The organism is Paenibacillus peoriae KCTC 3763 (assembly GCF_000236805.1).
GTDB classification, from domain to species: domain Bacteria; phylum Bacillota; class Bacilli; order Paenibacillales; family Paenibacillaceae; genus Paenibacillus; species Paenibacillus peoriae.
Window position 1 is genome coordinate 330,178 of record NZ_AGFX01000012.1, and the last position, 25,502, is coordinate 355,679.

Sequence of the window (25,502 nt, forward strand, 5' to 3'; positions counted from 1 at the left end):
CTTCGTAACAATGAAGGAGTTTAACGTTTTTTTTATGCTTTTTTTGAGTTATTCATGTTGTTTACTGCAAATTTACGATTATTATTGAAAAAGAAAGAAAATAAACGCATACAATTACAAAAGGAAGTGTATTGCCATGACCGTTGCAGAACTGGAAAACAAGGAAGAAACTGAACTTGACCATGATATTTACCAAACGTCCACCATGCTCGCTTTATTAGATGGTCTTTATGATGGGGTCGTAGCCTTCAAGGAACTACAAAAGCACGGGGATTTCGGGATCGGCACCTTTGATCAACTTAATGGGGAAATGATTGCGTTTGATGGTGAATTTTTTCACTTGCTTCCAGACGGTACGGCCCATCGTGTAAAACCGGAAGAGACCACTCCTTTTTCCACAGTCACCTTTTTTCGTGAAGATTTCATATATACCATTGATCGCCCCATGCATCGCGATGAGTTGGAAGCCCTGCTGCTCAAGCTGTTCCCAAGCCGCAATTTATTCTATGCCTTCCGTTTAGATGGCACTTTCCGTGAAGTAAAAACACGGACCGTGCCTCACCAAGTGAAACCTTATAAGCCTTTTATTGAAGCAACCAAGTCACAGCCTACCTTCACTTTTAATGAGGCTTCCGGCGTGATCACAGGCTTCTGGACACCTGCCTATGCGCAAGGGATTGGCGTAGCCGGATTTCATCTGCATTTTATTAATGAGGAACGCACGGGAGGCGGTCACGTCTTTGATTTAATCGTCGAAAAGTGCACCATCCGAATTTGTCAAAAATCCAATCTGCATCTTGTGCTGCCCGATACACCGGATTACTTGACCGCGAACCTGTCCAGAGAAAACCTGGATAAAGAAATCGCTGTTACCGAAGGCGCGCAGTAATCACAAGGTATAGCTCATCAAGATATGGACACTATAACTAGATACTAGATAGCAAAAGATCACAGTCAGGGAATGAGGTTTACAGCTCACTGACTGTGATCTTTTTATGTACGAACGTATAACACAATATACATAAAATTCACTTGCCAATGACGCCAAATCACCTTCCTCTTGTCCAGAGTTTGAACAGGAATTATATCGTTAAAACAAAAAAGTCGCTAAAGTAGCGACTTATTATTAAGAGTATGCACTTGTCTTCCGACAGTTACGGCTTATTTAACCTTGAATGATTCTGCACTCAGTATTCCTGCTACACGCTGTGTATCGAAAATACGCGAAAGCTCCTCCACTGCCGTCAGGTACAATAGCCCGTTGCCTTCCAGCTTAGGAGAATTGCCGAGTGGAATTGTGCGTTTGATGAGCTGTGCGTACAGCTCCGGTTCGGTTAGATTACGCTCAAACCTCGCATTCGCCAGCTGCTTTATCAATGCCAAAGCACCTGCTACGTGCGGGGTAGCCATCGAAGTTCCGCTAAAGGTCGCATATTTGCCGCCCGGAACGGTGGACAATATATCCTCTCCTGGTGCAACCAAATCCACTTCATTATTGGAGTTGCTGAATTCCGAGGCATGTCTGTCAAAGTTTACTGCACCTACGCTGATCACTTCATTATAGCAGCCGGGATAGCCGAGCTCGTCCGTTCTCTCGTCACCGTCTCCCTCATTTCCAGCTGCACAGATGACCAGGATTTGGCTGTCCACTGCCTTTTGCACTGCTTTGTGCAGCTCTGGCACATCCTCGGGGCCGCCAAGCGACATTGAGATGACATCTGCCTTTTGCTCAATCGCATAATAAATGCCTTGAATAATCCAGTCATATTGGCCGGAGCCCTGCTTGTTCAGCACTTTGATAATGAGCAAATCCGCCTCAGGGGCGACACCTACGACACCATGCTCATTTTCCGCTGCCGCGATGGTTCCTGCCACATGTGTACCGTGACCGTTGTAATCCTTGAAGATCTCGGGATCACCTTCATCATCATCCGTGAAATTCCGGCCGCCAATAATGCGCTCCCGCAAATCAGGATGGTCCGAATCACAGCCCGTGTCCAGCACGGCCACCTTCACTCCTCGGCCTCGGGTCTGGTTCCATACCGCCGGAGCCTGAATCAGCTCTACACCTCGCGGTATTTCATTCGCTTCCTGCTCCTGCTTGATCACTTGGTAAGGAATGATATGCACTTTACGTTCCATCCTATTCCCTCCTTCATGGATACAATCGGAAACCATCCGTCTATGAAACTTTAAAAACCTCTCGAAGTGATCATTCTAGGTTACTATATTCTAGCAATTTTTGAAAAGTTTGAACATCCCCATTTTGCTTGTTTTTGTAAAAAAACAGACACCCCCACCATTTTCCTGGAGAATGCCTGTTTTATTTAAAAATATATCTTTTCATGCTCCGCATAGATTTCAAGCGCGCGTTCCATCTTATGCACGTAGGCTTCATCCTGGCTGGTACATAGAAATGTAACGTGTCCCTCCTGCGATTGACCCGCTTGTACCGGAGATGCCAGCAAATTACGCTCAGACAGCACCTGCTTTAATCGTCTAACCGTCCCCTGGCTCCCATCGATTAGCTGAATATGAGAAGGCAGCAGTTCCTTCAGAATTTCCTTATAAAATGGATAATGCGTACATCCCAAAACGACCGTACCATATATGTCCAGGTTAAACGAAGACAACTTACGGTTAAAATATTCGAACAATTCTGTTCGGTCAAAATTTAACTGTTCACAATATTGCACAAGCTCTGGCAGAGGTAGTGAGTCCACACTTCCATGATCGTCAACCCTCGATACCAGCGCTGCATAACCGGATTGCTTTAATGTCAGCGGTGTGGCTAATACCAGTACTCTTTTCCCATTCGCTCGATTCATCTCTACCGCAGGCTTCACTGCAGGCTCCATGCCAATAATCGGGATAGAATATTCTCTTCTCAGCTCCGCAACCGCAATACTCGTCGCGGTATTGCAGGCAATAACCAATGCCTTAACCTCTTCTTTTAGAATCGTTTGTACCGAAGCCTTGACATATCCGCGCACTTCTTGTGGTGTTTTCGTCCCGTAAGGAACATGAAGCGTATCTGCCATGTATACAAAACTTTCGTTCGGCAGCCGTCTTAACGCCTCAGATAATACCGTAATTCCACCTAGTCCTGAATCAAAAAAACCAATTTTCAAGCTGCTCACCTTTTTTCGTTCAACTGTTGTACCGCATGTTGCAGGCAACGTCGTAACTTCAATTTTTACCTATTCATCCATACTCTCAACTGCTCATATTTAAATTTTACCGCAAAACTGATAATTTGCAAAAGAAACACATGATTTTTACAGTGTAAAAAATAAAGCGGCTTTTTAAAATAAATTTAATATAAAAGAGTTGACAGAAATTATCTTTATATTGTAATATTACGAGGTAACTTACTAACTTAACTTACTTATTCAATTTACCTAGGGGGAAATATTTCATGTCTAAAGTATTGTTTGTCAAAGCTAATGATCGTACAGCCGAAGAATCTGCAACGGTTAAATTGTATAACGCCTTCGTGGAAAGCTACAAGTCTTCCCACCCGTCTGATGAAATCACTGAGCTGGACCTGTTCTCTGTCGAGCTTCCTTATTTGAACGCTAACATGATTAACGGTACGTTCAAATCCGCTAGAGGCATGGAATTGAACGCTGAAGAAGCTCGCCTGGCCAACATTGCCAATGGCTACCTGGATCAATTCCTGGCAGCAGACAAAGTGGTATTTGCTTTCCCGCTCTGGAACATGACAATCCCTGCAGTATTGCATACGTACATTGACTACCTGAACCAAGCTGGCAAAACATTCAAATACACTGCTGAAGGTCCTGTTGGTCTCGTAACTGACAAAAAAGTAGTCCTGTTGAACGCAAGAGGCGGCGTATATTCCGAAGGACCGGCTGCTGCTGCTGAAATGTCTTTGAACTACATGAGCAACATCTTATCCTTCTTCGGTGTAAAAGACATCGTGAAGGTTGTACTGGAAGGACATAACCAAGCTCCAGATCAAGCACAAGACATCGTAGCATCTGCTGTTCAAGGTGCAGTAGAAGCAGCAAAATCGTTCTAATACCATATATATGATCAAAAGAGGATATCCGCACCCCATTGGGGATGGATATCCTCTTTTTTTGTTATAACATATGAAGAACACGTGCTCCTCTGAGTGAAATCAGATGAAAAGCACGTGTTGGTTATCTACTACCTTACATGTTAAGGAATGAATTGCTGCACGATTTTAACGATCTTGCCGTCGCGCAGCGTCACATGGTACGGAAATTGGCTGAGGTCCAGTACATCTTTTTTGGCGAAATCTTGTTCAAACTGTTCCAGCGGAATCGACTCGTTCCATTTCACATTTGTGTCTTCAATGCGACCGGTATGGTCATAAATCTGTACCTCTACCGATGCATCCGGCGCAACCTGATATACATCATTTTGAACAGAATTGTTTACGATGTAGTAGCCGTCTGGCGCTCCATCCAATCCTGTATTTCCTTCATGCTCCAAAAATACCTTGTCCGCTGCCTTGCCTTCATACCATTCAATCGGATCTGCCGACAAATAGATTTGTCCGTTACGCATCTCCATTTGGTTTATATATACGGTCTCCTGATTTTCAGCAGGTGTTACGGATGTGTAGCCTTGTGCTGTTGCTCCCGCTGCCGTCATCAGCATCATCATTAAAGCCAATACTGTCCATTTCGAAGCTAGTCTCATCATGTCTGATCTCTCCTTACCGTCTGGGTATGTACACGGTGTCTGTAAGCTTCATTACCCTTATACATGCATCATAAACGTTGTACGGTTAAAAAGTGTATCAGATACATAAAAAATAAGTTACGATTTTTTAAGACTTGGTCTTAAAACTTGATGACATGTCCTCTTTACTTCTCGTTATTTTATCAAACCGACCTGACGCGCCTGTTCCTCGGTGAGAATAAACTCCTCATTTCCCCACACCTCGTCCTCTTTGGTTACACCAAACATCCCCATAATCTCTGTCCAGATTCCTTTGTCGGCGGCTTCCTTTTGCGTAATGATAATTTTCATGCAAATCCCTCCTTTATATACTTTTATCGGTCTCTGTGGCCCACTTCGCGAACAGATGGTTTCTCCAATCGCTGTTGGAACCTGATTTTTTGAATATATTTTAATGGTTAAAATTAGGTTCCAAAGGCGAACGCTATCGCTTCTCCGAAATCCATCTGCCCGCTTCGTTACTCAGCTTATCCCTGCTACTCTCATTTCATAATATCGTATCTAAAAAGCCAACAGGACTAAAATGCTCAGGCTAAATATAATACTTTCAATTTTACCCTCTAACCCTTAGATGGAACTCACAATGCTTGTCCTGGATTTGCATTATCGGAGATGCTTGAGGGGTTCTTGTCCCGCTTATAACATATGTACCCTTTTCCTACCGAGATTATTCGTATTTTATTTTGTAATTTTAAAGCTTTAGATTACTTTCGTGGGTAATGATCTCTTTAGAAACGACTAAGCGTAAAAATAAAAACGGTCGCAGACTAATCTACGAACCGTTTTCTAAAAAAATCCTCTATGCTTAGTGAATCAATCGAAACCATCGCCAAAAGCACCACAGCAGCGGAGAGGACGGAATCGTTCTAAAGAAGCAGAGCGTTCGCCTTTGTCCCCGGATTTCTACCTTGAACATATAATCAAGAAATCCGGGGGCGGCAGCGATCGGAAGAATGATCCGTTCTCATAGCGGCCATGAGCCGCATACCGTTACTCAGTCATTTTACACGGAAAAGTAAAAAGGCTGTACGCATACCGGCTTGGATACGGTTACTTGTTGTCCGGTATAGGTTAAGCGGCCACTTGCCTTGTCCACTTTGAATGTAACAATGTTGTTCGTATCACGGTTTGCCACCAGCAAATGATCACCGTTTGGAGTCAAAGCAAAATGGCGCGGATGCTCGCCCTCGGCAGATACATGCTCTACCAGGCTCAGCTTGCCAGAAGCTCCGTCTACAGCGTATACCACAATGCTGTCATGTCCACGATTGGAGCCATACAGATAAGCACCATCCAGCGAAATCGCAATTTCAGCGGTTGTGTTTTCGCCAGTAAAGTCAGACGGCAATGTAGGTACGCTCTCAAGCTCAGTGAGCTTGCCAGCTTCTGCATCATATGCAAAAGAAGTAATGGACGAATCCACTTCGTTAATAACAAAAGCAAAATTACCGTTCGGATGGAACGTCAAGTGGCGTGGACCTGCACCTGCATGGGTTTTGGTTTCTCCATGAAGCACCAGCTGACCTTTGCTAGCGTCAATGGTGTAGATACGGATCAGATCCAGACCGAGATCTTGTACGAACAGGAAGCGACCGTCAGGGCTAAAGAAGCTGGAGTGAGGATGTGGACGATCCTGACGCTCAGGATGCGCTCCTTTACCTTCATGTTGCTTCACATCCAGCAGTTCACCGATACGTCCGTCCTCTGTCAGAGACACCAGTCCCACCATACCTCCGTGGTAGCTGACTACGATAAGGAAACGGTCGGATGGATCACGCTGAATGTGGCAGGTTGTTGAGCTAACGTTTTCCGCGCGATTCAGCAGTGTCAATGTTCCCTTAACCGGATCAATTTCAAACGCAGCAGCTTCGCCTACCTTCGCTCCGCTAGCCGAAATCGTCTCACCGATGGAATACAGCTTCCGGTTTTTGACGTCCACATTCAGGAATGTAGGATTTTTCAATCCGGAGAACTCATCCTGTAGTGTAAGTACACCAGTCTCTTCATTAAAAGTGTACGCATACACTCCGTTGCCTTCCAATTCGGCGTAAGAGCCTGCGAATACGAGCAATTTTTGTTGTGCTGTCATGGTTGTGTCCTCCTTGAATTAGAAAATAGTGGGCAATTGGAATGATTGCTCCTGGTTCAAATTTCGCTTGAAGAGGCGCGTTTCACGACAGGCTCTGTAGACAAAGCCACGTTTCCCGCAACGGCACGCGAGATCATGCAGGATGTTTCTGCCTGCTCTGTCAGCCGCAATGCTTGTTCGATCTGCGATTCTGACGCATCAGCGGCCAGCTGAACCCGCGGGCGATGCACGATTCGACGATATGTAAAAATATTGTTCGTTACATCGACAATCCCTTCGGATTCCAGCGCCAGAGCTGCCACTGGGAGACTGGCACGCTCCATCATCGCTGCCAACGTAATCAAATAGCAGGTCGCGGCCGCACCGAGCAGCATTTCATCCGGATTCGTCCCCACACCGGGGCCACCCATCTCAGCCGGGATCGAAATCGCAGTCCGCAGCTGTCCGGCTTCAATGCGGCCGTCGCTGTTGCGCCCCCCGTTCCAGTCTGCCTTGAGCAGAAAGGTATGCTCCATTTCAGGTCACTCCCCTCTCTTGTATTATGAATTTTATATAGGTGAATGTAAAGTTAGTCGATCTCCTGATTTTTCGTTTCGGTCCCCAGCAACCCTACAGCGGCTGCTCCAATCAGGATAGCGACGAAGAAAATCCCAAAGATAGCGGGTAACCCAATGCCCTGTCCTACCAATATTCCGACCACCAATGGTCCGATTACGCCTCCGATACGGCCAAACGCAGCCGCCATACCCACACCGGTAGAACGGACGGCCGTCGGATACAATTCCGGTGTATAGGCATACATCGCTCCCCACGCGCCGAGATTGAAAAAGGACAAGCAAATCCCGGCGGCCAGCAGCATCCCGGCCGTTTCCGCGGTTCCGAACCAAATGGCAGACACTGCCGTCAGCAGTAAATAGAGGATCAGGACGAATTTGCGGCCCAGCTTTTCAATCAGATACGCGGCGGTAAAGTAACCTGGTAATTGTGCAAGCGTCATGATCAGGACGTACTCAAAGCTTTTAACCAGCTCAAAACCTTTCATGAACATCATGCTCGGCAGCCACAGGAACATACCGTAATAGGAAAATACAACCGTAAACCATAATATCCACAGCATTAACGTAGACCTGCGATTCGCTCCCGCCCAAATAGAAGCCAGTCTTTCACGTAGTGGAAGCTTGACGCTCTGCTGCTTGTAACGCGGTGAATCCTCAACAGCCCTGCGCAAATAAAGGGCGTACAGGGCAGGCACCGCACCGAGAATGAAGGCCATCTGCCAACCATACTTCGGGATCACAAAATAGGCGATAAGGGCCGACAGAATCCAGCCTGCTGCCCAGAAGCTTTCCAGTAATACAACTGCTCGTCCTCGCTCCTTTACAGGCACCGATTCTGACACCAGCGTCGAAGCTACAGGCAATTCCCCGCCTAAGCCTGCGCCGGCAATAAAACGCAGCACCAGCAGCACTCCAAGACCCGTCGCAAAAGCAGACAGACCGCTGGCAATGGAAAAGATCAGCAGCGTCCACACTAATATGGCGCGTCTGCCGTAGCGATCCGCTAAAATCCCGGCCAAAGCGGCCCCAAACACCATTCCTATTGAATTCATCGAAGTCACCAGACCAATTTGCTCTGAGCCCAAATGCCACTCCTTGGCCAGCGCTGCGACTATAAATGATAGCAGCCCCACATCCATGGCATCAAAGAGCCAACTGAACCCTGCGCTAAACAGCAGCTTCCTTTTCTTAGCTGGTGGTAATGAAGTTAATTCACTCATGATTCGCTCTCCCCTAAATGCATCATATACAGCCGTGTATTCAGGTGTCTTGTCACCCACAGCCTAGCATCTATTGTACCGCAAGCTTGCTGAATCTGCGAGTATTTTACACAGAAAAAAACGGAAGATTGCCTACGGCAATTCTCCCGCCTTCTGGAACCTGCCACTTACCGGTTTTGGACCAGACCGATGATCGTCACCATGAGCACCAGCAGCTGGATGAGTGTATCATTACTCATTCCAATCGCCTCCATCCCATATGAGATACTCCTTCGGCCGTTTCCCCTCTCCCCGGATTATGACGCTTGTTCCCCAATACATACCTATGCAGGCAGCGGGCAGCTTATGATCTTGGTGAATGAAAAATCTCCATTCTTAAAAATATTCATACGTTCAAGGCTTGATCCAGGAATATTGCAAATCCATTTCCTGAATACATTCGCGACTATCGTGTTCATCATTCGCCACCAGCGGAGTCACTGGATAGATGCTCATATCGCCTTGCTCATACGTGTGCAGTAACGGCAGCAGTTCATCTACGTTCTGGATGGATGGGTCCAGCCATGAATCTATATGTTCGGATTCGAGAATGGCCGGCATACGACTGTCGAATTCACGGATATCCGCATTGGCCTGAACCGTCATCATTGTACAGGTCCGCAGCGGCTCCTTACGACTATCCTGCCATATTTCATATAAACCCGCGACCGCAAACATTTTCTGTTCCGGCAGCACCACACGTACAGCACACATGCGTTTACCTAATTTTCTCCAATAATAAAATCCGTTGCAGGGGATAATACAGCGCCGGGTTTCCGCCATCTTGCGATAGCTCGGATTTACCCGAAGTGAATTTAAGTCGGCGTTGACACAATCCTTCCCCCAGTAGGGGATAAAACCCCAGCGGAATTCATCAAGCACCCGTTCTCCATCCTGATGCAGCACAATCGGAATATGCTGGGTGGGACTCATGTTATAACGTGTTTTGTAATAATACATCACTCGTTGTATAGCAAAATGGTCCCTTACCTCATCCAAATCCGCTGATAACGAAAATCTTTTGCACATATGCGCTTCTTCCTTCCGCCTTTTTCATCTATTGTGCGGATATACAAGGAAAAATATGCATAAGCAAGGATTGTATATAGCAATATCCCCGCAGTTGTGAAGCTACGGGGATAGGTACTAACTTATATCGTTCTTACTTCTTTTCAACCGCGTGACCGCCAAATTCATTGCGCAGTGCAGCAACCACTTTACCGTTGAACGTGTCGGTGTCAAGAGAACGGTAACGCATCAGCAGGGACAGAGCAATGACCGGAGTCGCTGCCTGAATGTCCAATGCTTCCTCAACCGTCCATTTACCTTCACCGGAAGAGTGCATAACCCCGCGGATTTCATCCAGGTTCGCATCCTTGGAGAATGCACGTTCAGTCAAGCCCATCAGCCAGGAGCGAATAACGGAGCCATTGTTCCACACGCGCGCTACTTGCTCATAGTCAAAGTCAAAGTTGCTTTTCTCCAGCACTTCAAATCCTTCACCGATGGAAGCCATCATGCCGTACTCCACACCGTTGTGAACCATTTTGAGAAAATGTCCGCTACCGGATTTACCTGCATACAGATAGCCATTTTCCACTGCTGTATCGCGGAAAATAGGCTCAACAACCGCCCATGCCTCCGGGTCGCCGCCGATCATATAACATGCACCATTGCGTGCGCCTTCCATACCGCCGGACGTTCCTGCATCCATGAAGCTGATGCCGTATTCTTTTAGACGGGTATGACGGGCAATGGACTCTTTGTAATGAGAGTTGCCACCTTCAATAATGATGTCCCCTTTGGACAGCAATGGTTGAAGCTGATCCAGCACAGTATCAACAATTTGATGAGGAACCATAATCCACAGAACTCTTGGAGACTGGGTTGCCTGTACAAGCTCTTCCAATGTGGAAGCACCTGCAGCACCATAATCCTTCATTTCTTGAATCGCTGCTGCATTCACGTCATAAGCAACAACTTCATGCTGATGGTCGATCAGGTTTTTTCCGAGATTCAAGCCCATTTTTCCCAAACCAATTAGTCCAACTTGCATTGTAAAGGCCTCCTGCCGTAGCAAAATATATTGTCTATTTGTTAATGTTTATGAACGAACAACTGCTTTCTCAGGACTTTCAGACTTTTGATCCAGCCACCATGTAAAGCCCTGTTCCTGCAACAATTGATCCGAGGCTTTTGGACCATAGGAGCCTGCTGCATAGGTGTGAAGCGGAACCTCTCCACGAGCAAAAGCTTCCAGCACGGGTTGTACCCACATCCATGAAAGCTCAACTTCATTCCAGTGAGCAAAGAAGGTGGAATCGCCGCGCAGCGCATCAAAGATAAGGCGCTCATAAGCTTCCGGTACATCCTTGTTCTCAGAATCATAGTTCATCAGAACCGTCTCCAGTTGACCATTGTTCAACGGGTCTTTACTGTTCAGACGCAGAGTTACTTTTTCATCTGGATTCACATGCATGATAAGTAAGTTTGGTTCAGATGGCTGCCCTTGAGCAGCATATGGATCTGTGCTGTCCTGTTTGAATTCCACGATGATACGTGTGGATTTTTCCTTCATGCGTTTGCCAGTGCGAATATAGAATGGCACGCCTGACCATTGCTCATTATCAATCCATAGACGAGCTGAAATAAATGTATCATTTTGTGAATCAGGCTCAATACCCGGTTCTTCTTTATAAGAAGGAACTGCGTTTCCGTTAATCTCACCGCTCGTATATTGTCCTCTAACCACACTGGAAGCAATATCCGAAGGATCAAGCGCACGCAATGCCTTCATAACCTTGCTTTTCTCGTCACGCACCTGTCCAGCTGTTACATGTTTAGGCTTGTTCATGGCTGCCATCATCAGCACCTGTAGCATGTGATTTTGTACCATGTCACGAATAGCTCCGGAATGATCGTAGTATCCAGCACGTTCTTCAACCCCTACGATCTCGGAAGCGGTAATTTGTACATTGGCAATGTACTGATTGTTCCAAACTCCTTGAAGCAATGGATTAGCAAATTTCAAGGCTTCCAGGTTTTGCACCATCGGCTTGCCCAAGTAGTGGTCAATACGGTAAATCTCATCCTCAGCAAATGTTCTGCTCAAACGATCATTCAGCTCGCGTGCAGATTCCAGATCATGTCCAAACGGTTTTTCGATAATGAGCCGTTTCCAGCCCTTGGTTTCGGCCAGACCGCTTTCCCGGATATTGAGGGCAATCACATCAAAAAATTCCGGTGCCACCGATAAATAAAACATGCGGTTCCCCGGAATTCCCAAATCATTTTCACGTTGCTCAACAAGCTGCAGCAGCTTTTTATAATCTTCCGGATGATTGACGTTCAAAGCGCTATAGCGGAAAGCACTCAGGAATTGATCCATCTGTGCACGGTCATCATTCACGTGTCTGGAGAAATCCTTAATGGACTGCTCTACATTACTTTGAAACTGCTCATCAGCCACTTCACGGCGCCCCATCCCAATTACAGAAAAGGAAGCCGGAATTTTACCTTCTACAAACAAATTATACAAGGCAGGGTAAATTTTGCGTTTCGCCAAATCCCCTGTCGCTCCAAATAAGACAAAAGTCATTGAATCCATGAATTATTCCTTCTTCCCATTATAAAAGATGAGGTTATTAAAAGTTACCTGAGGAATTAACGTAACCCATAATACACCCAAAATAAGGGGCAAGTCAATCAAATTTTAGCAAATTCGTGAACATTCGAAATATCCTGTAATGATAACGTTTTCTGTGGTATGATTGACGAATGGAAAGAGAAAATAATGTTAAAAATGTTACAGTTACTACAACATGATACAGTTACTATTGGTATACAGAGTTACTTTTAGTATACTGTTTCAAACAACAATGAAATTGAGGGGATTCAAGATGAGCGACGACAGGCAGCCCAAGCTTTTGTGCGGTAAGGTGGAACAGTCCTTTCAGATCATCAGCAAAAAATGGACCGCTCTCATCATTCATGCTTTGATGGAACATCCCAAACGATTCAGTGAAATTCATGTCTCCATACCTGATCTTAGCAAACGTATGCTGAACGAGCGCATCAAGGAACTGGAGCTTTCCGGCCTGATCCTTCGCAATGTCATCACAGAGCGGCCTGTGCGTACCGAGTATTCGCTGACACGCAAGGGAAAGGAACTCGGTGATGCATTGAATGGTGTAGAGAGTTGGGCCGAAAGATGGCTCTAACCGCCAACAGGAGATCGTCCTACACGGTCTCCTGTTATTGTGTTACCTTTTAAGGATCATAATACAGGCTAACGTACGAAAATAATGGTACAACCACGCGGGCAGCTCATGATTTTGGATTGAGCCAAGAAAGGATGAGTCGGATGGCATTTGGCATTACCCGACAGGAGCTTACAGCCTGGAAAAGAGAGGTCAGTCGCGGTGAAATTGCTTTTCTGACGCATTACTGGCTGGATAATCGTTTTCCAGGAATTACAACGGTCACCAAGGTAGGCTGCTCCGATTTGGACAAGCTGCGCTTATGGTGCAACAATAACGGTTTGGACCCTCGATATATTCATCAGCGTCAGCCCTATCCTCATTTTGATTTGATCGGCAGCAAGCAAACGGAGATTTTACGTAAATACGGCATGAGCGATCAGTTGAATCGCTTCGGCCATCATCTTCAAACGGGTATACATCCACCCTTTTAAACCGCAGCTCTTAGGGTTGCGGTACTTTTGTTTGATTAGTCACGTAATGAATAAAATGGCAAAAAGCACTGTGCGTACCACAGTGCTCTGCTCAGGATGAAACCTGATCGTTTATATTGTCTGACTTATTTAAACGTTTTTACGCGTTCTTCTACAGGCTGGAATTCTTTATCACCTGGTTGGAAGGTTGGTTTACCGAATGGCATTTCAGCAATCAGCTTCCAGTGTTCAGGGATGTTCCATTCATTTTTTACTTTTTCGTCAATCAAAGGGTTGTAATGCTGAAGGGATGCGCCCAGTCCTTCTTGCTCCAGAGCCGTCCATACTACCAGTTGCAGCATACCATTGGATTGGTTGGACCAGATTGGGAAATTGTCCGCATACGCTTCAAATTGTTGTTGCAGACCCGCTACAACGTTGTTGTCTTCAAAGAACAAGACCGTTCCGTAGCCGCTGCGGAAGCCGTTCATTTTCTCAGCAGTAGACTTGAATTGCTCTTCGTTGCCTACAACCTCACGCAAAATATGTTCAGTAATATTCCACAGTTTGTCATGCTGTTCTCCGAGCAATACCACTGCGCGTGAAGTTTGGGAGTTAAAAGAGGTAGGTGTATACTTCACAGCTTCCTCTACAATTTCTTGAATCTTTTGATCGGAAATGACCTGTTCTTTGCTGATCCCGTAATAGGAGCGTCTTTCTTTCAGAGCTGTAAAGAAGTCTTTGGACATTTTTGTTACCTCCTGAGAAAAATTAATTACTTTTCGTAACTAAATATATATTACACTTATCTTAATGTCAAGAGATTTCTTTTTAAATATTACCACTTGCCTGACGATTTATACATCGCCTTTATATTTTTTTTCACTAGAAGAGGTATGCTTGGTTACGTCCTTGTCGAATTCCTCTTCGAGTTCCATCTTTAAATCCTCTATGGGAATAGCATCTACTGTCTGCTCACTCTCAAAGCGGTCAAACAAGCTCTCCTGCTCTGTCGGATACTGCTCCGCATGATCTCGGCTTACGGGCTGCTCCTGAGCAGCATGCTTCGCTGTCCCTCTCCCTGTCTGTTCCTTCCCGCCATTCTGATTCTGGTGGCGCAGCTCGTCGTCAAATGGGGTCATTTTGGCTTCCCTTCCTCTCGGCTTGGTTGGTTCCATAGTATACTTTTACCTTCCAGCACAGGGATTAAACGCAAAAAAGAGAAAATCTCCGTAAAGATTTTCTCTTCCTATGCCTATTTGATCACTTATTGGGTTATTCCGAACGGGATTTGCCTGCACACTCATGAAAAAGATGAGTTTCCAGCTTTTCTCCCTCTACGAGCTTCTGTACCAGCTGTGTCCCCGCAGCAGGCGTCATCTGGCCATACCAGTCGCCTTGAGGGTATACGATCACAACCGCAGCATCGTGACAACGACCATTACAGCGAGTTCTGGTCGTATGAATATAAGCATCTGCATTTTGTTTGCGAATTTCATCCCGGATTGCTTGTGTCACTTCTTCACCCTCATGTCGCATACATGTACCTCCATTACAGATCAATACATGGTGCTTCATCGGTTCTAATTCAAATATAGCCATAGCTTCCCCTTTATTCAACGGTTGTTGATTGATTAATGTTTATCTGGATAAAGAACAAGCTGTGCTTCCAACCGTCCACCTATAAGGTTTAGCACGATAAATGAGTATTCGTCCTCACCACGCTTGTCAGTCGGAGAACCGGGATTCAAGACAAGCAGCTCTCCCACCCTTTTGACCACCGGAATATGCGAGTGTCCGTAAATCAGACAATCCAACGGTTCTCCCTTAAACGTATTCAGCGCAATATTCTCTGTCGAGCCACGCCAGCCGTGCCCGTGAACCATACCAATCCGTTTGCCCCGGGCTTCAACGATTCGTTGATAGCCCAAGCGATCTACGATGTCTATTCCATCATTGTTTCCGGCAATGCCTTGTACAGGTGCAAATTCAGCCAGGCGTTCATATACGAACCAGTCCGTCCAGTCTCCGGCATGGAGAATGAGATCACTGTCTTTTAACTCCTGTACAAGCCGACTCGGAAGCGCTTTACTTCGATACGGCATATGTGTATCGGAAAGTACGACGATTTTCATATTCAATTCTCCTTACCGGCGTCTTTACACAGACGAGCTCTGGTGTCCAATCCGCTGCTGGAGTGCCTGTTCCAGATCTTGCAGCGTAACGGTCTCGAAAAACGTCTGTATTTTCTCCTCTGCCACGGTATATAAACCGTCTAACAAAGCGTCTATGTTTTTGCCTACCTCACAATTATGATTACTGTCGGCATGAATAGCGAACAACGGCCCTTCATCCTTGGTCGCTTCATATATCATTTTAAGATTCATGTTGGAACTCGACATACTCAAACGAAAGCCACGTGCTCCCGGCGAGGAATCAACCAGACCTGCTTGCTTGAGTCGGCTCATAATTCTTCTCACGACGACCGGGTTCGTATTGATGCTGGAAGCAATAAGCGTCGAAGTCATTCGCTCCGGCGCTCCTTCAGCCAGTAGAAGCAGACAATGGATACTAACGGAAAAATGGGTACTCATGTTAACCACCTTTATATGTGTGCCTCATTAAATGTTGTGTAAAATGCATACCTACATCATACCACAATAACGAGGCATCAACACAGCGCTTACTGCGCCTCACTCCGGAAAATAGTCATTTTCAGGACGCAACCGCACTTTCAACTGGCGCACGCTATATTCCAGTTGCTTGACGATGTCCTCCAACTGACGACGATCAAGTCCGCTGAAATCAGCAGCAGGCTTGGGTGCATTTTTCAAATCACGTATCGTTGCCTGCTGCTCCTGCCACTTGTCCATCAAGTCGGCTATATTCGCATAAAAGCGTTCATAATCCTTGATTATTTCATCCAGAAAAGCATCTACCTCATCCGGATCATAGCCGCGCATTTTATTTTTAAACTGTTTTTCATGAATGGAGAGCGCGTCCAGCTGAATGCCCAGTTGTTTAAACAACTGTTTTTGCTTATCCAGACGACGCTTCATATGTTCATCCATCGTTGTTCCCTCCTTAACGCACTATTCTTTTATATCACATTCTAGACCGGGAATAAAAGTCGCTGCTGATTGCCCAGTCCTGTGAGCGGTATCAAAGCCGCCAAGCGCGATGCCACAAGCTATGATGAAAATATGTGCGATGCAAAAGCTCGAAACCTGATTGTATGCGTATGCATTCTATGTATTTGTTGATCTAAAAAGCAGCTTGTCTTTGTGACAGGCTGCTTTTCTTGACTCTGCTGTGATACAGCTATTACTTTAATTCGATTATTCTTATCCAATTTCCACCCGTTTGCGGCTGCGAGCCGATTCAATACAGGCATCGATCACCTTCATATTGTTTACTGCATCTTCTGGTTCATACGGCAACGGAACACCATCAAGCACCGCCTCGGCAAAAGCATCCACTTGCAACTCAAAGGAATTAAAGCCTTTAAGACGTTCCTCGCGCGTAACCGAACCAACGTGGACGAAGATTTGCGGTACAACAGCCGTTCTTTCCCAGCCGAACATTTTGGGCATCGCAATCGTGCCTTTGCTGCCGAGAATCTCCATATTGGAACGGTTCGCGGCCCACATGCCACAATCGAAGGTGAGATTGACCCCGCCGGGAAACTCCAGCAGACCGGATGCCATCATATCGACGTTGTCATGCTCCGGGGAAAATAAGGCATGTACCGTCACCGCCTCAGGCTCCCGATCCAAATACATACGAGCCGCGGATATTGGATACACACCTACATCATATAACGAGCCGCCGCCCATGCTTTTATTAAAACGCACATTGTCTGCCTGATCGGCATTGTTAAACGTAAATGTACAATGAATGCCACGAATGTCGCCAATTTCCCCGCTATTGATAATTTCCTTAATTCTTCGATGCTTGGGATGATAGCGATACATAAAAGCTTCTGCAAAGATCACGCCTGCACTTTTACAGGCTTCAATCATGCGGCTGGTCCCGACTGAACTGAGAGAAGATGGTTTTTCGCACAAAACGTGCTTTCCTGCCTCGGCCGCCCGAATCGTCCACTCTTCATGCAGATGGTTCGGCAGCGGGATGTACACCGCCCCAATTTCGGGGTCAGCCAGCAGCTCCTCATAGCTTCCATAGCTTTTCGAAATATCGAATTCCCGGGCAGCGCCAGCGGCTTTATTGGCATCACGGCTGGCAATTCCAATCACTTCTCCGCGTTCGGATTGCTGAATCGCCGGAATGACAGCTATCCGGGCAATCTCCGCAGTACCCAAAATTCCCCATTTCAGCTTTCTCCCCATCATTCTCATCCTTTCGTGCCTCAGGAATAGTTGTCTTGTTCTGCTTTATGCAGCATGCCCAAGCAACGGTCCAAATCGGTTTTAACCTGCTTTTTGTAAAGTCTGGCCTTCTCCTCCCCATCATCTGTAAAATGATAGAGTACAATTTCCTGAAAATCCACGCGCGGGTCTGTTCCTTTTAATCGTTTGGTACGGTAAAAAACGCCTTCCTGTACCAGCTCATGCAGCGCTCGGTAGACCTCGCTCTGAGGCGGAACATATCCGAAGCTGCTAAACTCATCCTTCATCGATTCGAGCATCTGATATCCATAACCGCGATGCCTCTCCACCATTGTGATCAGATAAATTTTGATAAAAGCCCGCTGGGATATCATAAACGCCATTGCACAGCCTCCTCCACACCTTATTCATATATCTTATCCTCCATTATAAACCACTCTGTGGCCATACACTATTTCCTTTCATCCTATGAGAATGTATGAGAACATTCCGTCCATTGTGACCGTTCTTAAAGATTGCGAGAGAACTAAAATGAAGCTTCGTTAGGCAGGTTGCGATTGGTGGGCTGTAGTTCTATTTTTCTATTATGAATTTTTCATATAGTGAAATTATGTTATAAGCATTAAAAAAATAGGACCATCCTTGATTTCGATCCTGGAATTGCCCCCTCCATTTTCAAGAAGCAATGGCTTAAAAATATCCACTTCCCATTGTTAAAAGAAATTCGAGTCAGGAATTCTGAGTTTAATTCTTCGGTTTATACGAAAAATCTCGTTGTGGATTTAAGCAGCATCCACAACGAGATTTTTTGATGCCTAAGGAAACCGCAAGGTCAGGCTTGCTTTTGCAAGGCTGGCGGCCCTCCCGCCGGGCGGGGACGAACCCGAAGCCCCACAATCCATTTGCCCAGAGGCATACGGGCCAGCAGCCATGTTCCGGCAATGGAAAAGACCAAGCAGAAAATGAACGAGATTAGCGTACGAAGCACGTGGCTCCAGTCTGAAAACAACGTTTCATCAAAAAAGTAGGTCACACGCAGCATAAAGGCATGCATCAGATACGCTCCGTAGGACAACGTTCCGATGGCAGTCAGCATACTCGCCACACGGCCCCCCTTATGAGCGATCCACGTGGCTACCCGATATGCCACAAAAATAGACGTAACACAATATACAGCCATAATCGGACGCAGCAGGGACAAGTAATTAAAGGAAGGAACCGTCCCTCGCGGCGTCTGGAACAGGCTGATCATCTCGTACAGCAAGTATCCTGTAATTACGATAAACAGCGGCCAATACACCATCTGTGCCTTGGTTACCCAGGCATTCCAGCGTTGGACATTCATCCCGGCTGCCGCTCCCAGCACAAAATAAAAGAAAAAGTAGATCACATTCCGGTCAGCGTACAGGGTAAACCAGGAGGTAATGACCGGGAGCTGGAGCTTGTCCATCGCGTGGTACACAGGTCCAACTGCGAACATAAGCAAAAAATATAACGCGCCAACTCCAGCCAATGCAGCGGGTTGCCATTTTGACGGCATCAGCGCAGACACACGGCGCACAGCATAACGAAACACAGGAAATAACACATAGCATTGGATGATCATAATGATGTACCACAGATGATAACTGCTTTTTCCGTTCAAAAGCTTTTGCAAAAAATCCAGCGGGTGAATAGATTCTCCACTTTGGACAAGCTGATTTCCCAATTCGTATAAAAGAGACCATATGATATAAGGCACGATGATATCCATAAATCTTTTACGTAAAAACGTCCCGTAATTTAAGGCTCCATCATAATTGTAAAACAACACCATCCCGGTAATAAATACAAACACAGGAACTGCGAATTTGGAACACAGCAGTAACAGTGTCAGCAACACCCCGTCCTGGATGCGCGCCCCCTGCGCAACCGCATAGTGTGCGATGGAATGCTGAAGAACGACAGCGGCAAAAGCCAATCCTCTCAGCAAAGCGACTTCGGAAATTCTCTCTTTTTGACTCATGTCACTCTCCTGTTATGTCTAGCAAAGTATGAATCTATTATAACTGCAATTCCATAAAATAAATATAGAATGGATAAACGTGCCAAAGGCATAGTATCTATATGTGTAACCATGGACAGATGCCCACAATATCATATTACATCTGTTAGCAGGAGGGATTTTTTAATGAATAATGGATTGGGTCGATATCACTGTCAACATTCTGGTATAAATCCAGTTTTAGATCGAATTTTGGAGCGGTGGACTGGGGAACCCAAAAAAACAGTTTATTTGTTAATCAACAAATATGGCTTACCAAATGACGCAAGCTGGACAAAAATTACATGGTATAATAATGGTCCTTGGAAACGGACGGTTGTCCATCTTCGTACAGTACCTCATAATACTCCTACCCCCCACCTTGATTATTTAGCACAAACCATTGATTATAGGGTCCCGGTTCAATTTTTTTGCGACTTAGCGAGGTTTGATGGTAGTTTATATCCAGACCGAACGGCTGGTGAAGCTACGGCTAAATGCGATCAAGAAGCGGCGAATTTTATGGCTTTGAACTTGATGAACGACATCATTACTGGCAAGCGAACCGTGGAAGATGCACGTCATGCTGCAGTTGAAATTGAAAAAGCTTTTCGACTAAAAGGGCAATCGTCACCTTACACCACAGGATTCCTATTCCAAAAACAATTTCATACTGCTGATCCCGATGTCGCCTATTTCTAAGTAGTATATCTCTATGACATTACTAAACCGAGGAATAATTTTCTAAAAAAAAAGCAGCCTTCCCTCTCGGGAAGACCACTGCTCGCTATAACGAACGGATTGGACACCAAATCAAGCATCTCAACGCTTTGGCTTCGCTCTGCTGGTCGCCACGGCTTCCAACGGATCATCCGGCCAATAATGCTTGGGATATCTGCCTTTCAAGTCCTTTTTAACTTCAAAATAGGCCTCGCTCCAGAAGCTGGACAGGTCGGAGGTCACTTGCACAGGCCGCTGGGCGGGTGACAGCAAATGCAGCACGAGCGGCACACGTCCCCGGCCAATCCGCGGCGTTTCCCTCATGCCGAACAGCTCTTGCAGCCGCACTGCCAGCGCAGGTGCCTCGGGATTCGAATAATCGACCGGAATACGGGAACCACTGGGTACTCGTATATGCGTCGGTGCTTCCTGCTCAAGCTGCTGCCGCTGCTCCCAATCCAGTCTGCCGAGCAGCAATTCGCTGCCGTCCAGTCGTTGCAGATCAGATACATTTTTGGCTCCAAGCGCAAAAGGTAGCAGCCACGATTCCAGTGAATCCAGCAGCGCGGATTCCGTGCTGTCCGGCCAATCCTCGGGTGCCGAGAAGTGCATAAAAATCAAGCGCGCCTGCAACTGTAGGGTTGACCGATTCCAGGACAGCAGCTTTAGACCACGTTCGCGGACACCCTGCATCAAGGCGCCAGCTATTTCCTCTGCCGGAGGCCGTTCATAGGACGTTTCCTTTAAAACGAGCGCGCCAAGCTGTAGTATCTTGCGGGCTCTCACGGCTGAGGCTGAGCTGTCCCAATATACATAGGCTTGTTCCAGCAGCCATTCACTACAATGTTCGATCAGCTCTTGCAGCTCAACGGGTGCCGCCAGCTGAATGGCACCATCTGCTCCCTCGTCATCCACTTCGGCGGCGGCGAGATAGGATGAGCGCGACATCCACTCCACTTGTCGGAGTCGCGCGCCCCGGCCGCCGCTAAGCAAAAAGCGGCCGTCACCCCGGCCCTGCGCGATCCGATCCGGATACGCAAAGGCCAGCAGCAGCCCGCAGGACGCGGAGCCGTCAGGCTCGTCCAACGCTGCGGCTGCTTTCGGCAGCGTGGCCAGCAGCTGCCGACTTTCCTGCACGATACGGCGAATCACCGTATCGTCTGCCGCCCGCAGCAGGCTGTGCGTGCTGCGGGCATGAGCCGCCTCGCGCAGGGCGTCCAGCCGCGGGCGCAAATCCGTTCCGCCATGGGCGCGGAACGGGTCGCGCTCTTGCAGCAGCGCAGCCAGGCGGCTGGCGGTAGGCGCCAGACCGAGGGCGGCCGCGCACAGCAGCATGTGTCCGAGGCGCGGATGCGCGCCCAGAGCGGACACCTCGCGTCCATGCGCGGTAATGCCGCCTGCGCTGCCATCGGCTGCGGCGCTCAGGCAGCCGAGCTGGCGCAGCAGGCTTGTGGCCTGGCGGTACGCCGCCTCAGGCGGGGCATCCAGCCAGGCCAGCTCGGCGGGCTCGCGCACGCCCCAGGCGGCCAGCTCCAGCGCGAGCGGAACCAGATCGGCCGCCGCGATTTCCGGGCGGCTGGCATCAGGGAGCGCGGCATGTTCCTGCGCGCTCCACAGCCGGTAGCATACGCCCGGCTGAAGGCGGCCCGCCCGGCCGCGCCGCTGGTCAGCCGAGGCTTTGGACACCTTGACGGTGGTCAAACGGCTCATGCCGGTTCGCGCAGAAAACACCGATTCCCGCGACAATCCGCTGTCGATCACCACCGTAATCCCGGCTATGGTCAGGCTGGACTCGGCAATCGAGGTTGCCAATACGACTTTTCGGCTGCCCGAAGCCGAAGGGCGTATCGCCTCATCCTGCTGCTCCAGCTTCATACTGCCGTACAGCGGAATAACCTTGACCTGTGCAGGCAAATTTCTTGAAGTCAGCTCACGCTCCGTGCGATGAATCTCCCTCGCCCCGGGCAAGAAGACCAACAGATCTCCTTTATGGGCATGAAGCGCCTTTTCTACGGTCTCTGCTGTAAAAGCTTCTAATGTGGCCGATGAAGGCTTGGGCATATGAAAGGTTTCTACAGGAAATACGGTGCCTGGACATTCCAGCAGTGGAGCATCCCCCAGTAGACGGCAGACCGGCTCAGCCTCCAGCGTGGCAGACATGATCAATATTTTCAAATCCGGCCGTAGCAGGGCCTGACTTTGCAGAGCAAGCGCGAGCCCTAAATCTGCATGCAGGCTGCGTTCATGAAACTCATCAAAAATGATCAGCCCAATCCCCTCCAACGCCTGATCATTTTGCAGCATTCGGGTCAGCACGCCCTCAGTAACCACTTCAATCCGCGTATTCGGCCCTGTTTTTGTATCCATGCGAACGCGGTAGCCCACCCTCTGCCCCGTTTGTTCGCCCAGCGCTTTCGCCATTTGCGCGGCTGCTGCACGTGCAGCCAAGCGCCTTGGCTCCAGCATCAGCATTTTTTGACCCGCCAGCCACGGCTCGTGCAGCAGTTCGAGCGGCGTAACCGTCGTCTTGCCCGCGCCCGGCTGTGCAATCAATACGGCAGCCGAATGGGATCGCAGCGCATTTTTAAGCTCGGGTATAATTTGAATGATAGGCAGTTGTTTATCTGTCAATGAAATCTCTCCAATGATACGCAGATGCGTAAATCTAATTCCAATCGTATTGTGCGTACAGTTCTGCTGGGGTTTCGATCTGTTTAGCTATGTATTGAATGACACTCGTCCAGCTCCCGATTTCGCTTCACACGATCCCCTCCAAGAAAAGTTCCCAAAATGGTCGGAGTCAGAATATTTCTATTGAAAATAGTATACAGTTGCTTGTTACATTGAGCAATTCACTTATAATGTGTAGTCCATGCTCAATCATTAGCCTGGATACCGAGGCTTTCATTTTGATGTCCAGTGCTGTTCGAATTCCATTAGCCATCGTAAAACGCTGTGCTTCCTCCCGGATTGCATCGCAAAGTCGACTTCCGAGGCTGATTTGAGCGCATGTTGTCTATGGCACGACGGGAGTCAGCCAGCGCCTTGCGTGCCTGGGACATGGACTGCTGAACGATATCATGAGCTCTCCGCGTGCTGCCTTTTGTCTGGTGGGCATCTACGGCTGGCCATCTGCAAATAAGCCCAGCAAGGAGTTTTCAAACTGACGGTACTTCTCAAAATAATAAAAAGAGGATTTTTTAGGCAGGGATAAACACGTAGCATCGGAGAGGACAAAGCGACTGGCGGAAAAGCGACAGCGGTCGCCTTTGTCCCCGAATTTCTACCGCTAAAAATAGTATGAAATTCGGGGCAACGGCGATTAGAGGAATGGTTCGTTCCCGGAGCTTCCTACTCCTTCGATCCCGTGTTGGCTATCCCCTGCACATAATAGCGCTGCAGTGGAAGCAACAGCACAACCGGGATGAGGATGGACAAAATGACGGCCGCGAACATTTCGTTCCAGTAGGTGGCATATTCAGTAACGAAGTCGCTCAGCGCGACCTGAATCACTTTATACTCCTTCGAGCGCGTCACGATGAGTGGCCACAGGAACGATTCCCACTGCTGAATAAAAATAAGCAGGCTGGCGCTGACGGTAACGGGCTTGCAGAGAGGCATGACGATTCGAGTGTATACCCGCAGCCAGGAGGCCCCGTCCATGCGGGCAGATTCCACCAGGGACGTTGGCAGTTCGAGAAAAAACTGACGGAACAGAAAGATGACCAGTCCATTGGCTATGCCAGGAATGATGATGCCCGCATAGGTGTCCACCCAGCCCAGGCTGTTGACAAGGCTGTACAACGGGATGGAGATGACCTCGAACGGAATCATGAAGGTGAGCAGCACCAGCAGAAACAGCAGCGTTTTTCCGCGAAACTCAAAATATACGAATGCGAACGCGGCCATGGAGCCAAGCAAAAGCCCGCCAATCACGTTGGCTGCCCCGACAAAAAACGTGTTCAGAAAAACTTGTCCGAACCCTCGCTCCGTAAACAGCGTTTGATAAGCTCCCCATGTAAAATTGGATGGCCAAAACGTTTTCCAGGTGATCGGCGACATGTATTTATAAATGTCCTCCAGCGGGCGGAACGACGAAACGAAGGCAAACGCCAGCGGCAGCAGCACCAGCAGCGCCAAAACGATGTGTACGGCATACAACAGCAGATGAGAACGGGTAAATCGGTTCACGTTGAAATCCTTTCTAATGGGAGGTCCGCAGCCACTTGAACTGCAGGGCGACAACAGTTAGCGTAATCAGCAGCAAAATGACCATAATCGCGTACGATCTACCCATATCGGAATATAGAAAAGCGTTATTGAAGCTTTCAAGCATCAGCACATTCGTACTGTTTTCAGGCCCGCCTTTGGTCAAAATGTACATCGGTGAAAACAGCAGGAAATTCGCCGTCGTCACGGCCACGACGATAAAGGTGAGCGGGCGTTTCATAAGCGGAAGGATCACATGGATAAATTGCTTCCAGCGGCTCGCTCCGTCCAGAGAGGAGGCCTCAAGCAGCGAACCGGGAATCTCCTGAAGACCGGCCAGCAGGAACAGCGCCCAGTAGCCAACACCCTTCCATGACGCAATCGCGATAATGGAGCCGAGCGCCTGGGTGCTGCTGCCCAAAAACGGCTGTGGGTTCAGTCCCAGCGCAACCAGAATCGAATTCACGACGCCTTGTTCGGGGCTGAGCATAATGTTCCATAAGACGCAGGCGGTCGGGACAGATACGGCGACAGGTACGAAATGAATGCCGCGAAAGAAAGCTATCCGCTTGATTTTCGTATTTAACAGCATCGCCAGTGCGAAGGCCAGCACAATTTGCAGCGGGTTAATGATCAGATTGAACACCAGCGTCACCTTCAGTGAATTCCAGAACACGGGGTCTACGAACAAGGATTGGTAGTTCTGCAATCCGACGAAGCTTTTTTCGCCTGTAAAAAATTGTGTCGTGTATAGGCTTTGCACTAAAGCACTGAAGATGGGATACAGCTTAAACAGAAACAGCCCGGCAAGGGTAGGCAGCAGAAAGAGCAGGATCGAGCCAATATTATTTTTCAGTTTCATACATTCACCTTTTGCAGCAATCAGA

At 47.7% G+C, this 25,502-nt stretch carries 27 protein-coding genes and 1 pseudogene; 5 read left to right on the plus strand and 23 right to left on the minus strand.

Translation table 11 applies throughout. The annotated features are described in order from the left end of the window. Positions 1–136: 136 nt before the first annotated feature. A complete protein-coding gene (gene budA / locus KQI_RS0107895) occupies positions 137–889 on the plus strand; it encodes an acetolactate decarboxylase (protein ID WP_010346228.1) in 753 nt (250 codons plus the stop codon). 272 nt (positions 890–1,161) lie between these two features. On the opposite strand, the gene KQI_RS0107900 is transcribed toward budA, so the two are convergent. Continuing rightward, the gene (locus KQI_RS0107900; RefSeq protein ID WP_010346229.1) at positions 1,162–2,142 is read right to left on the minus strand and encodes a S8 family peptidase; all 981 of its coding nucleotides are present in this window, start codon (positions 2,140–2,142) and stop codon (positions 1,162–1,164) included. Between the two features lie 185 nt (positions 2,143–2,327). Beyond that, positions 2,328–3,131: a glutamate racemase gene (murI, locus tag KQI_RS0107905; protein WP_010346230.1), complete on the minus strand. Its 804-nt coding sequence runs from the start codon at positions 3,129–3,131 to the stop codon at positions 2,328–2,330. A gap of 287 nt (positions 3,132–3,418) precedes the next feature. Here murI and KQI_RS0107910 point away from each other — a divergent pair, with 287 nt between their 5' ends. Then, positions 3,419–4,045, plus strand: a complete 627-nt coding sequence (locus KQI_RS0107910) for an FMN-dependent NADH-azoreductase (protein WP_010346231.1) — start codon at positions 3,419–3,421, stop codon at positions 4,043–4,045. Between the two features lie 143 nt (positions 4,046–4,188). Here KQI_RS0107910 and KQI_RS0107915 read toward each other — a convergent pair whose 3' ends face one another. The 8 genes from KQI_RS0107915 to zwf form a co-directional block, all read right to left on the minus strand. After that, a complete protein-coding gene (locus tag KQI_RS0107915) occupies positions 4,189–4,698 on the minus strand; it encodes a hypothetical protein (protein WP_010346232.1) in 510 nt (169 codons plus the stop codon). Between the two features lie 174 nt (positions 4,699–4,872). After that, a complete protein-coding gene (locus KQI_RS28765) occupies positions 4,873–5,028 on the minus strand; it encodes a hypothetical protein (protein WP_010346233.1) in 156 nt (51 codons plus the stop codon). 712 nt (positions 5,029–5,740) lie between these two features. After that, on the minus strand, positions 5,741–6,826 hold the full coding sequence (locus tag KQI_RS0107925) for a lactonase family protein (protein ID WP_010346234.1): 1,086 nt from the start codon (positions 6,824–6,826) through the stop codon (positions 5,741–5,743). A 56-nt stretch (positions 6,827–6,882) separates the two neighbouring features. Then, positions 6,883–7,341, minus strand: a complete 459-nt coding sequence (locus KQI_RS0107930; RefSeq protein WP_010346235.1) for an OsmC family protein — start codon at positions 7,339–7,341, stop codon at positions 6,883–6,885. A gap of 53 nt (positions 7,342–7,394) precedes the next feature. Beyond that, complete coding sequence (locus tag KQI_RS0107935) at positions 7,395–8,603, minus strand: MFS transporter (RefSeq protein WP_010346236.1); 1,209 nt, start codon at positions 8,601–8,603, stop codon at positions 7,395–7,397. A 393-nt stretch (positions 8,604–8,996) separates the two neighbouring features. Beyond that, positions 8,997–9,671: an SOS response-associated peptidase gene (locus KQI_RS0107945; protein ID WP_010346237.1), complete on the minus strand. Its 675-nt coding sequence runs from the start codon at positions 9,669–9,671 to the stop codon at positions 8,997–8,999. Between the two features lie 133 nt (positions 9,672–9,804). Continuing rightward, positions 9,805–10,698 (minus strand): phosphogluconate dehydrogenase (NAD(+)-dependent, decarboxylating), encoded by an 894-nt coding sequence (gene gnd, locus KQI_RS0107950; protein WP_010346238.1) that lies wholly within the window; start codon positions 10,696–10,698, stop codon positions 9,805–9,807. 48 nt (positions 10,699–10,746) lie between these two features. Continuing rightward, positions 10,747–12,249, minus strand: a complete 1,503-nt coding sequence (gene zwf / locus KQI_RS0107955) for a glucose-6-phosphate dehydrogenase (RefSeq protein ID WP_010346239.1) — start codon at positions 12,247–12,249, stop codon at positions 10,747–10,749. A 292-nt stretch (positions 12,250–12,541) separates the two neighbouring features. On the opposite strand from zwf, the gene KQI_RS0107960 reads away from it, so the two are divergent. After that, positions 12,542–12,862: a winged helix-turn-helix transcriptional regulator gene (locus KQI_RS0107960; protein WP_010346240.1), complete on the plus strand. Its 321-nt coding sequence runs from the start codon at positions 12,542–12,544 to the stop codon at positions 12,860–12,862. Positions 12,863–13,005: 143 nt separating this feature from the next. Continuing rightward, positions 13,006–13,335: a hypothetical protein gene (locus tag KQI_RS0107965; protein ID WP_010346241.1), complete on the plus strand. Its 330-nt coding sequence runs from the start codon at positions 13,006–13,008 to the stop codon at positions 13,333–13,335. 125 nt (positions 13,336–13,460) lie between these two features. Here KQI_RS0107965 and KQI_RS0107970 read toward each other — a convergent pair whose 3' ends face one another. The 9 genes from KQI_RS0107970 to KQI_RS0108010 form a co-directional block, all read right to left on the minus strand. Next, a complete protein-coding gene (locus KQI_RS0107970) occupies positions 13,461–14,063 on the minus strand; it encodes a nitroreductase family protein (protein ID WP_010346242.1) in 603 nt (200 codons plus the stop codon). Between the two features lie 108 nt (positions 14,064–14,171). Next, complete coding sequence (locus tag KQI_RS0107975) at positions 14,172–14,456, minus strand: hypothetical protein (RefSeq protein ID WP_010346243.1); 285 nt, start codon at positions 14,454–14,456, stop codon at positions 14,172–14,174. A gap of 133 nt (positions 14,457–14,589) precedes the next feature. Beyond that, positions 14,590–14,916 (minus strand): (2Fe-2S) ferredoxin domain-containing protein, encoded by a 327-nt coding sequence (locus KQI_RS0107980; RefSeq protein ID WP_029390071.1) that lies wholly within the window; start codon positions 14,914–14,916, stop codon positions 14,590–14,592. 32 nt (positions 14,917–14,948) lie between these two features. After that, positions 14,949–15,449 (minus strand): metallophosphoesterase family protein, encoded by a 501-nt coding sequence (locus tag KQI_RS0107985; protein WP_010346245.1) that lies wholly within the window; start codon positions 15,447–15,449, stop codon positions 14,949–14,951. A gap of 24 nt (positions 15,450–15,473) precedes the next feature. After that, positions 15,474–15,908, minus strand: coding sequence for an Rrf2 family transcriptional regulator (locus KQI_RS0107990; RefSeq protein ID WP_029390072.1), 435 nt, complete (start codon positions 15,906–15,908; stop codon positions 15,474–15,476). A 99-nt stretch (positions 15,909–16,007) separates the two neighbouring features. Beyond that, the gene (locus tag KQI_RS0107995; RefSeq protein WP_010346248.1) at positions 16,008–16,385 is read right to left on the minus strand and encodes a DivIVA domain-containing protein; all 378 of its coding nucleotides are present in this window, start codon (positions 16,383–16,385) and stop codon (positions 16,008–16,010) included. 273 nt (positions 16,386–16,658) lie between these two features. Then, positions 16,659–17,663 (minus strand): Gfo/Idh/MocA family protein, encoded by a 1,005-nt coding sequence (locus tag KQI_RS0108000; protein WP_010346249.1) that lies wholly within the window; start codon positions 17,661–17,663, stop codon positions 16,659–16,661. A gap of 20 nt (positions 17,664–17,683) precedes the next feature. Beyond that, positions 17,684–18,046, minus strand: a complete 363-nt coding sequence (locus KQI_RS0108005) for a replication termination protein (RefSeq protein WP_010346250.1) — start codon at positions 18,044–18,046, stop codon at positions 17,684–17,686. A 449-nt stretch (positions 18,047–18,495) separates the two neighbouring features. Next, positions 18,496–19,668, minus strand: coding sequence for an acyltransferase (locus KQI_RS0108010; protein ID WP_010346251.1), 1,173 nt, complete (start codon positions 19,666–19,668; stop codon positions 18,496–18,498). A gap of 165 nt (positions 19,669–19,833) precedes the next feature. Here KQI_RS0108010 and KQI_RS0108015 point away from each other — a divergent pair, with 165 nt between their 5' ends. Beyond that, a complete protein-coding gene (locus tag KQI_RS0108015; RefSeq protein WP_010346252.1) occupies positions 19,834–20,388 on the plus strand; it encodes a hypothetical protein in 555 nt (184 codons plus the stop codon). A 120-nt stretch (positions 20,389–20,508) separates the two neighbouring features. Here the strand turns inward: KQI_RS0108015 and hrpB are convergent, their stop codons facing one another. From hrpB to KQI_RS0108030, 4 genes and pseudogenes are all read right to left on the minus strand, one after another. After that, a complete protein-coding gene (gene hrpB / locus KQI_RS0108020; RefSeq protein WP_010346253.1) occupies positions 20,509–23,037 on the minus strand; it encodes an ATP-dependent helicase HrpB in 2,529 nt (842 codons plus the stop codon). Positions 23,038–23,251: 214 nt separating this feature from the next. Then, positions 23,252–23,558 (minus strand): annotated as a pseudogene (locus tag KQI_RS29775) (sensor histidine kinase); the annotation flags it as partial. Positions 23,559–23,757: 199 nt separating this feature from the next. Then, positions 23,758–24,597 carry a carbohydrate ABC transporter permease gene (locus KQI_RS0108025; protein ID WP_010346254.1) on the minus strand — a complete coding sequence of 280 codons (840 nt, stop codon included), beginning with the start codon at positions 24,595–24,597 and terminating at the stop codon, positions 23,758–23,760. A gap of 13 nt (positions 24,598–24,610) precedes the next feature. Then, entirely contained in the window at positions 24,611–25,477 is an 867-nt protein-coding gene (locus KQI_RS0108030; protein WP_010346255.1) for a carbohydrate ABC transporter permease, read from the minus strand. Between the last annotated feature and the right edge of the window lie 25 nt (positions 25,478–25,502).

What these genes read in the sequence shown, in the direction of transcription:
- KQI_RS0107995 (WP_010346248.1), bottom strand. Translation starts at nt 16,385, where the DNA reads ATGGATGAACATATGAAGCGTCGTCTGGATAAGCAAAAACAGTTGTTT.
- KQI_RS0107960 (WP_010346240.1), top strand. Translation starts at nt 12,542, where the DNA reads ATGAGCGACGACAGGCAGCCCAAGCTTTTGTGCGGTAAGGTGGAACAG.
- KQI_RS0107990 (WP_029390072.1), bottom strand. Translation starts at nt 15,908, where the DNA reads ATGAGTACCCATTTTTCCGTTAGTATCCATTGTCTGCTTCTACTGGCT.
- KQI_RS0107965 (WP_010346241.1), top strand. Translation starts at nt 13,006, where the DNA reads ATGGCATTTGGCATTACCCGACAGGAGCTTACAGCCTGGAAAAGAGAG.
- KQI_RS0108005 (WP_010346250.1), bottom strand. Translation starts at nt 18,046, where the DNA reads ATGGCGTTTATGATATCCCAGCGGGCTTTTATCAAAATTTATCTGATC.
- gnd (WP_010346238.1), bottom strand. Translation starts at nt 10,698, where the DNA reads ATGCAAGTTGGACTAATTGGTTTGGGAAAAATGGGCTTGAATCTCGGA.
- KQI_RS0108010 (WP_010346251.1), bottom strand. Translation starts at nt 19,668, where the DNA reads ATGAGTCAAAAAGAGAGAATTTCCGAAGTCGCTTTGCTGAGAGGATTG.
- KQI_RS0107900 (WP_010346229.1), bottom strand. Translation starts at nt 2,142, where the DNA reads ATGGAACGTAAAGTGCATATCATTCCTTACCAAGTGATCAAGCAGGAG.
- zwf (WP_010346239.1), bottom strand. Translation starts at nt 12,249, where the DNA reads ATGGATTCAATGACTTTTGTCTTATTTGGAGCGACAGGGGATTTGGCG.
- KQI_RS0107925 (WP_010346234.1), bottom strand. Translation starts at nt 6,826, where the DNA reads ATGACAGCACAACAAAAATTGCTCGTATTCGCAGGCTCTTACGCCGAA.
- KQI_RS0108000 (WP_010346249.1), bottom strand. Translation starts at nt 17,663, where the DNA reads ATGGGGAGAAAGCTGAAATGGGGAATTTTGGGTACTGCGGAGATTGCC.
- KQI_RS0107970 (WP_010346242.1), bottom strand. Translation starts at nt 14,063, where the DNA reads ATGTCCAAAGACTTCTTTACAGCTCTGAAAGAAAGACGCTCCTATTAC.
- KQI_RS0107910 (WP_010346231.1), top strand. Translation starts at nt 3,419, where the DNA reads ATGTCTAAAGTATTGTTTGTCAAAGCTAATGATCGTACAGCCGAAGAA.
- KQI_RS0107915 (WP_010346232.1), bottom strand. Translation starts at nt 4,698, where the DNA reads ATGATGAGACTAGCTTCGAAATGGACAGTATTGGCTTTAATGATGATG.
- KQI_RS0108030 (WP_010346255.1), bottom strand. Translation starts at nt 25,477, where the DNA reads ATGAAACTGAAAAATAATATTGGCTCGATCCTGCTCTTTCTGCTGCCT.
- budA (WP_010346228.1), top strand. Translation starts at nt 137, where the DNA reads ATGACCGTTGCAGAACTGGAAAACAAGGAAGAAACTGAACTTGACCAT.
- KQI_RS0107985 (WP_010346245.1), bottom strand. Translation starts at nt 15,449, where the DNA reads ATGAAAATCGTCGTACTTTCCGATACACATATGCCGTATCGAAGTAAA.
- KQI_RS0108015 (WP_010346252.1), top strand. Translation starts at nt 19,834, where the DNA reads ATGAATAATGGATTGGGTCGATATCACTGTCAACATTCTGGTATAAAT.
- KQI_RS0107930 (WP_010346235.1), bottom strand. Translation starts at nt 7,341, where the DNA reads ATGGAGCATACCTTTCTGCTCAAGGCAGACTGGAACGGGGGGCGCAAC.
- KQI_RS0107945 (WP_010346237.1), bottom strand. Translation starts at nt 9,671, where the DNA reads ATGTGCAAAAGATTTTCGTTATCAGCGGATTTGGATGAGGTAAGGGAC.
- KQI_RS28765 (WP_010346233.1), bottom strand. Translation starts at nt 5,028, where the DNA reads ATGAAAATTATCATTACGCAAAAGGAAGCCGCCGACAAAGGAATCTGG.
- KQI_RS0107935 (WP_010346236.1), bottom strand. Translation starts at nt 8,603, where the DNA reads ATGAGTGAATTAACTTCATTACCACCAGCTAAGAAAAGGAAGCTGCTG.
- KQI_RS0107980 (WP_029390071.1), bottom strand. Translation starts at nt 14,916, where the DNA reads ATGGCTATATTTGAATTAGAACCGATGAAGCACCATGTATTGATCTGT.
- KQI_RS0107975 (WP_010346243.1), bottom strand. Translation starts at nt 14,456, where the DNA reads ATGACCCCATTTGACGACGAGCTGCGCCACCAGAATCAGAATGGCGGG.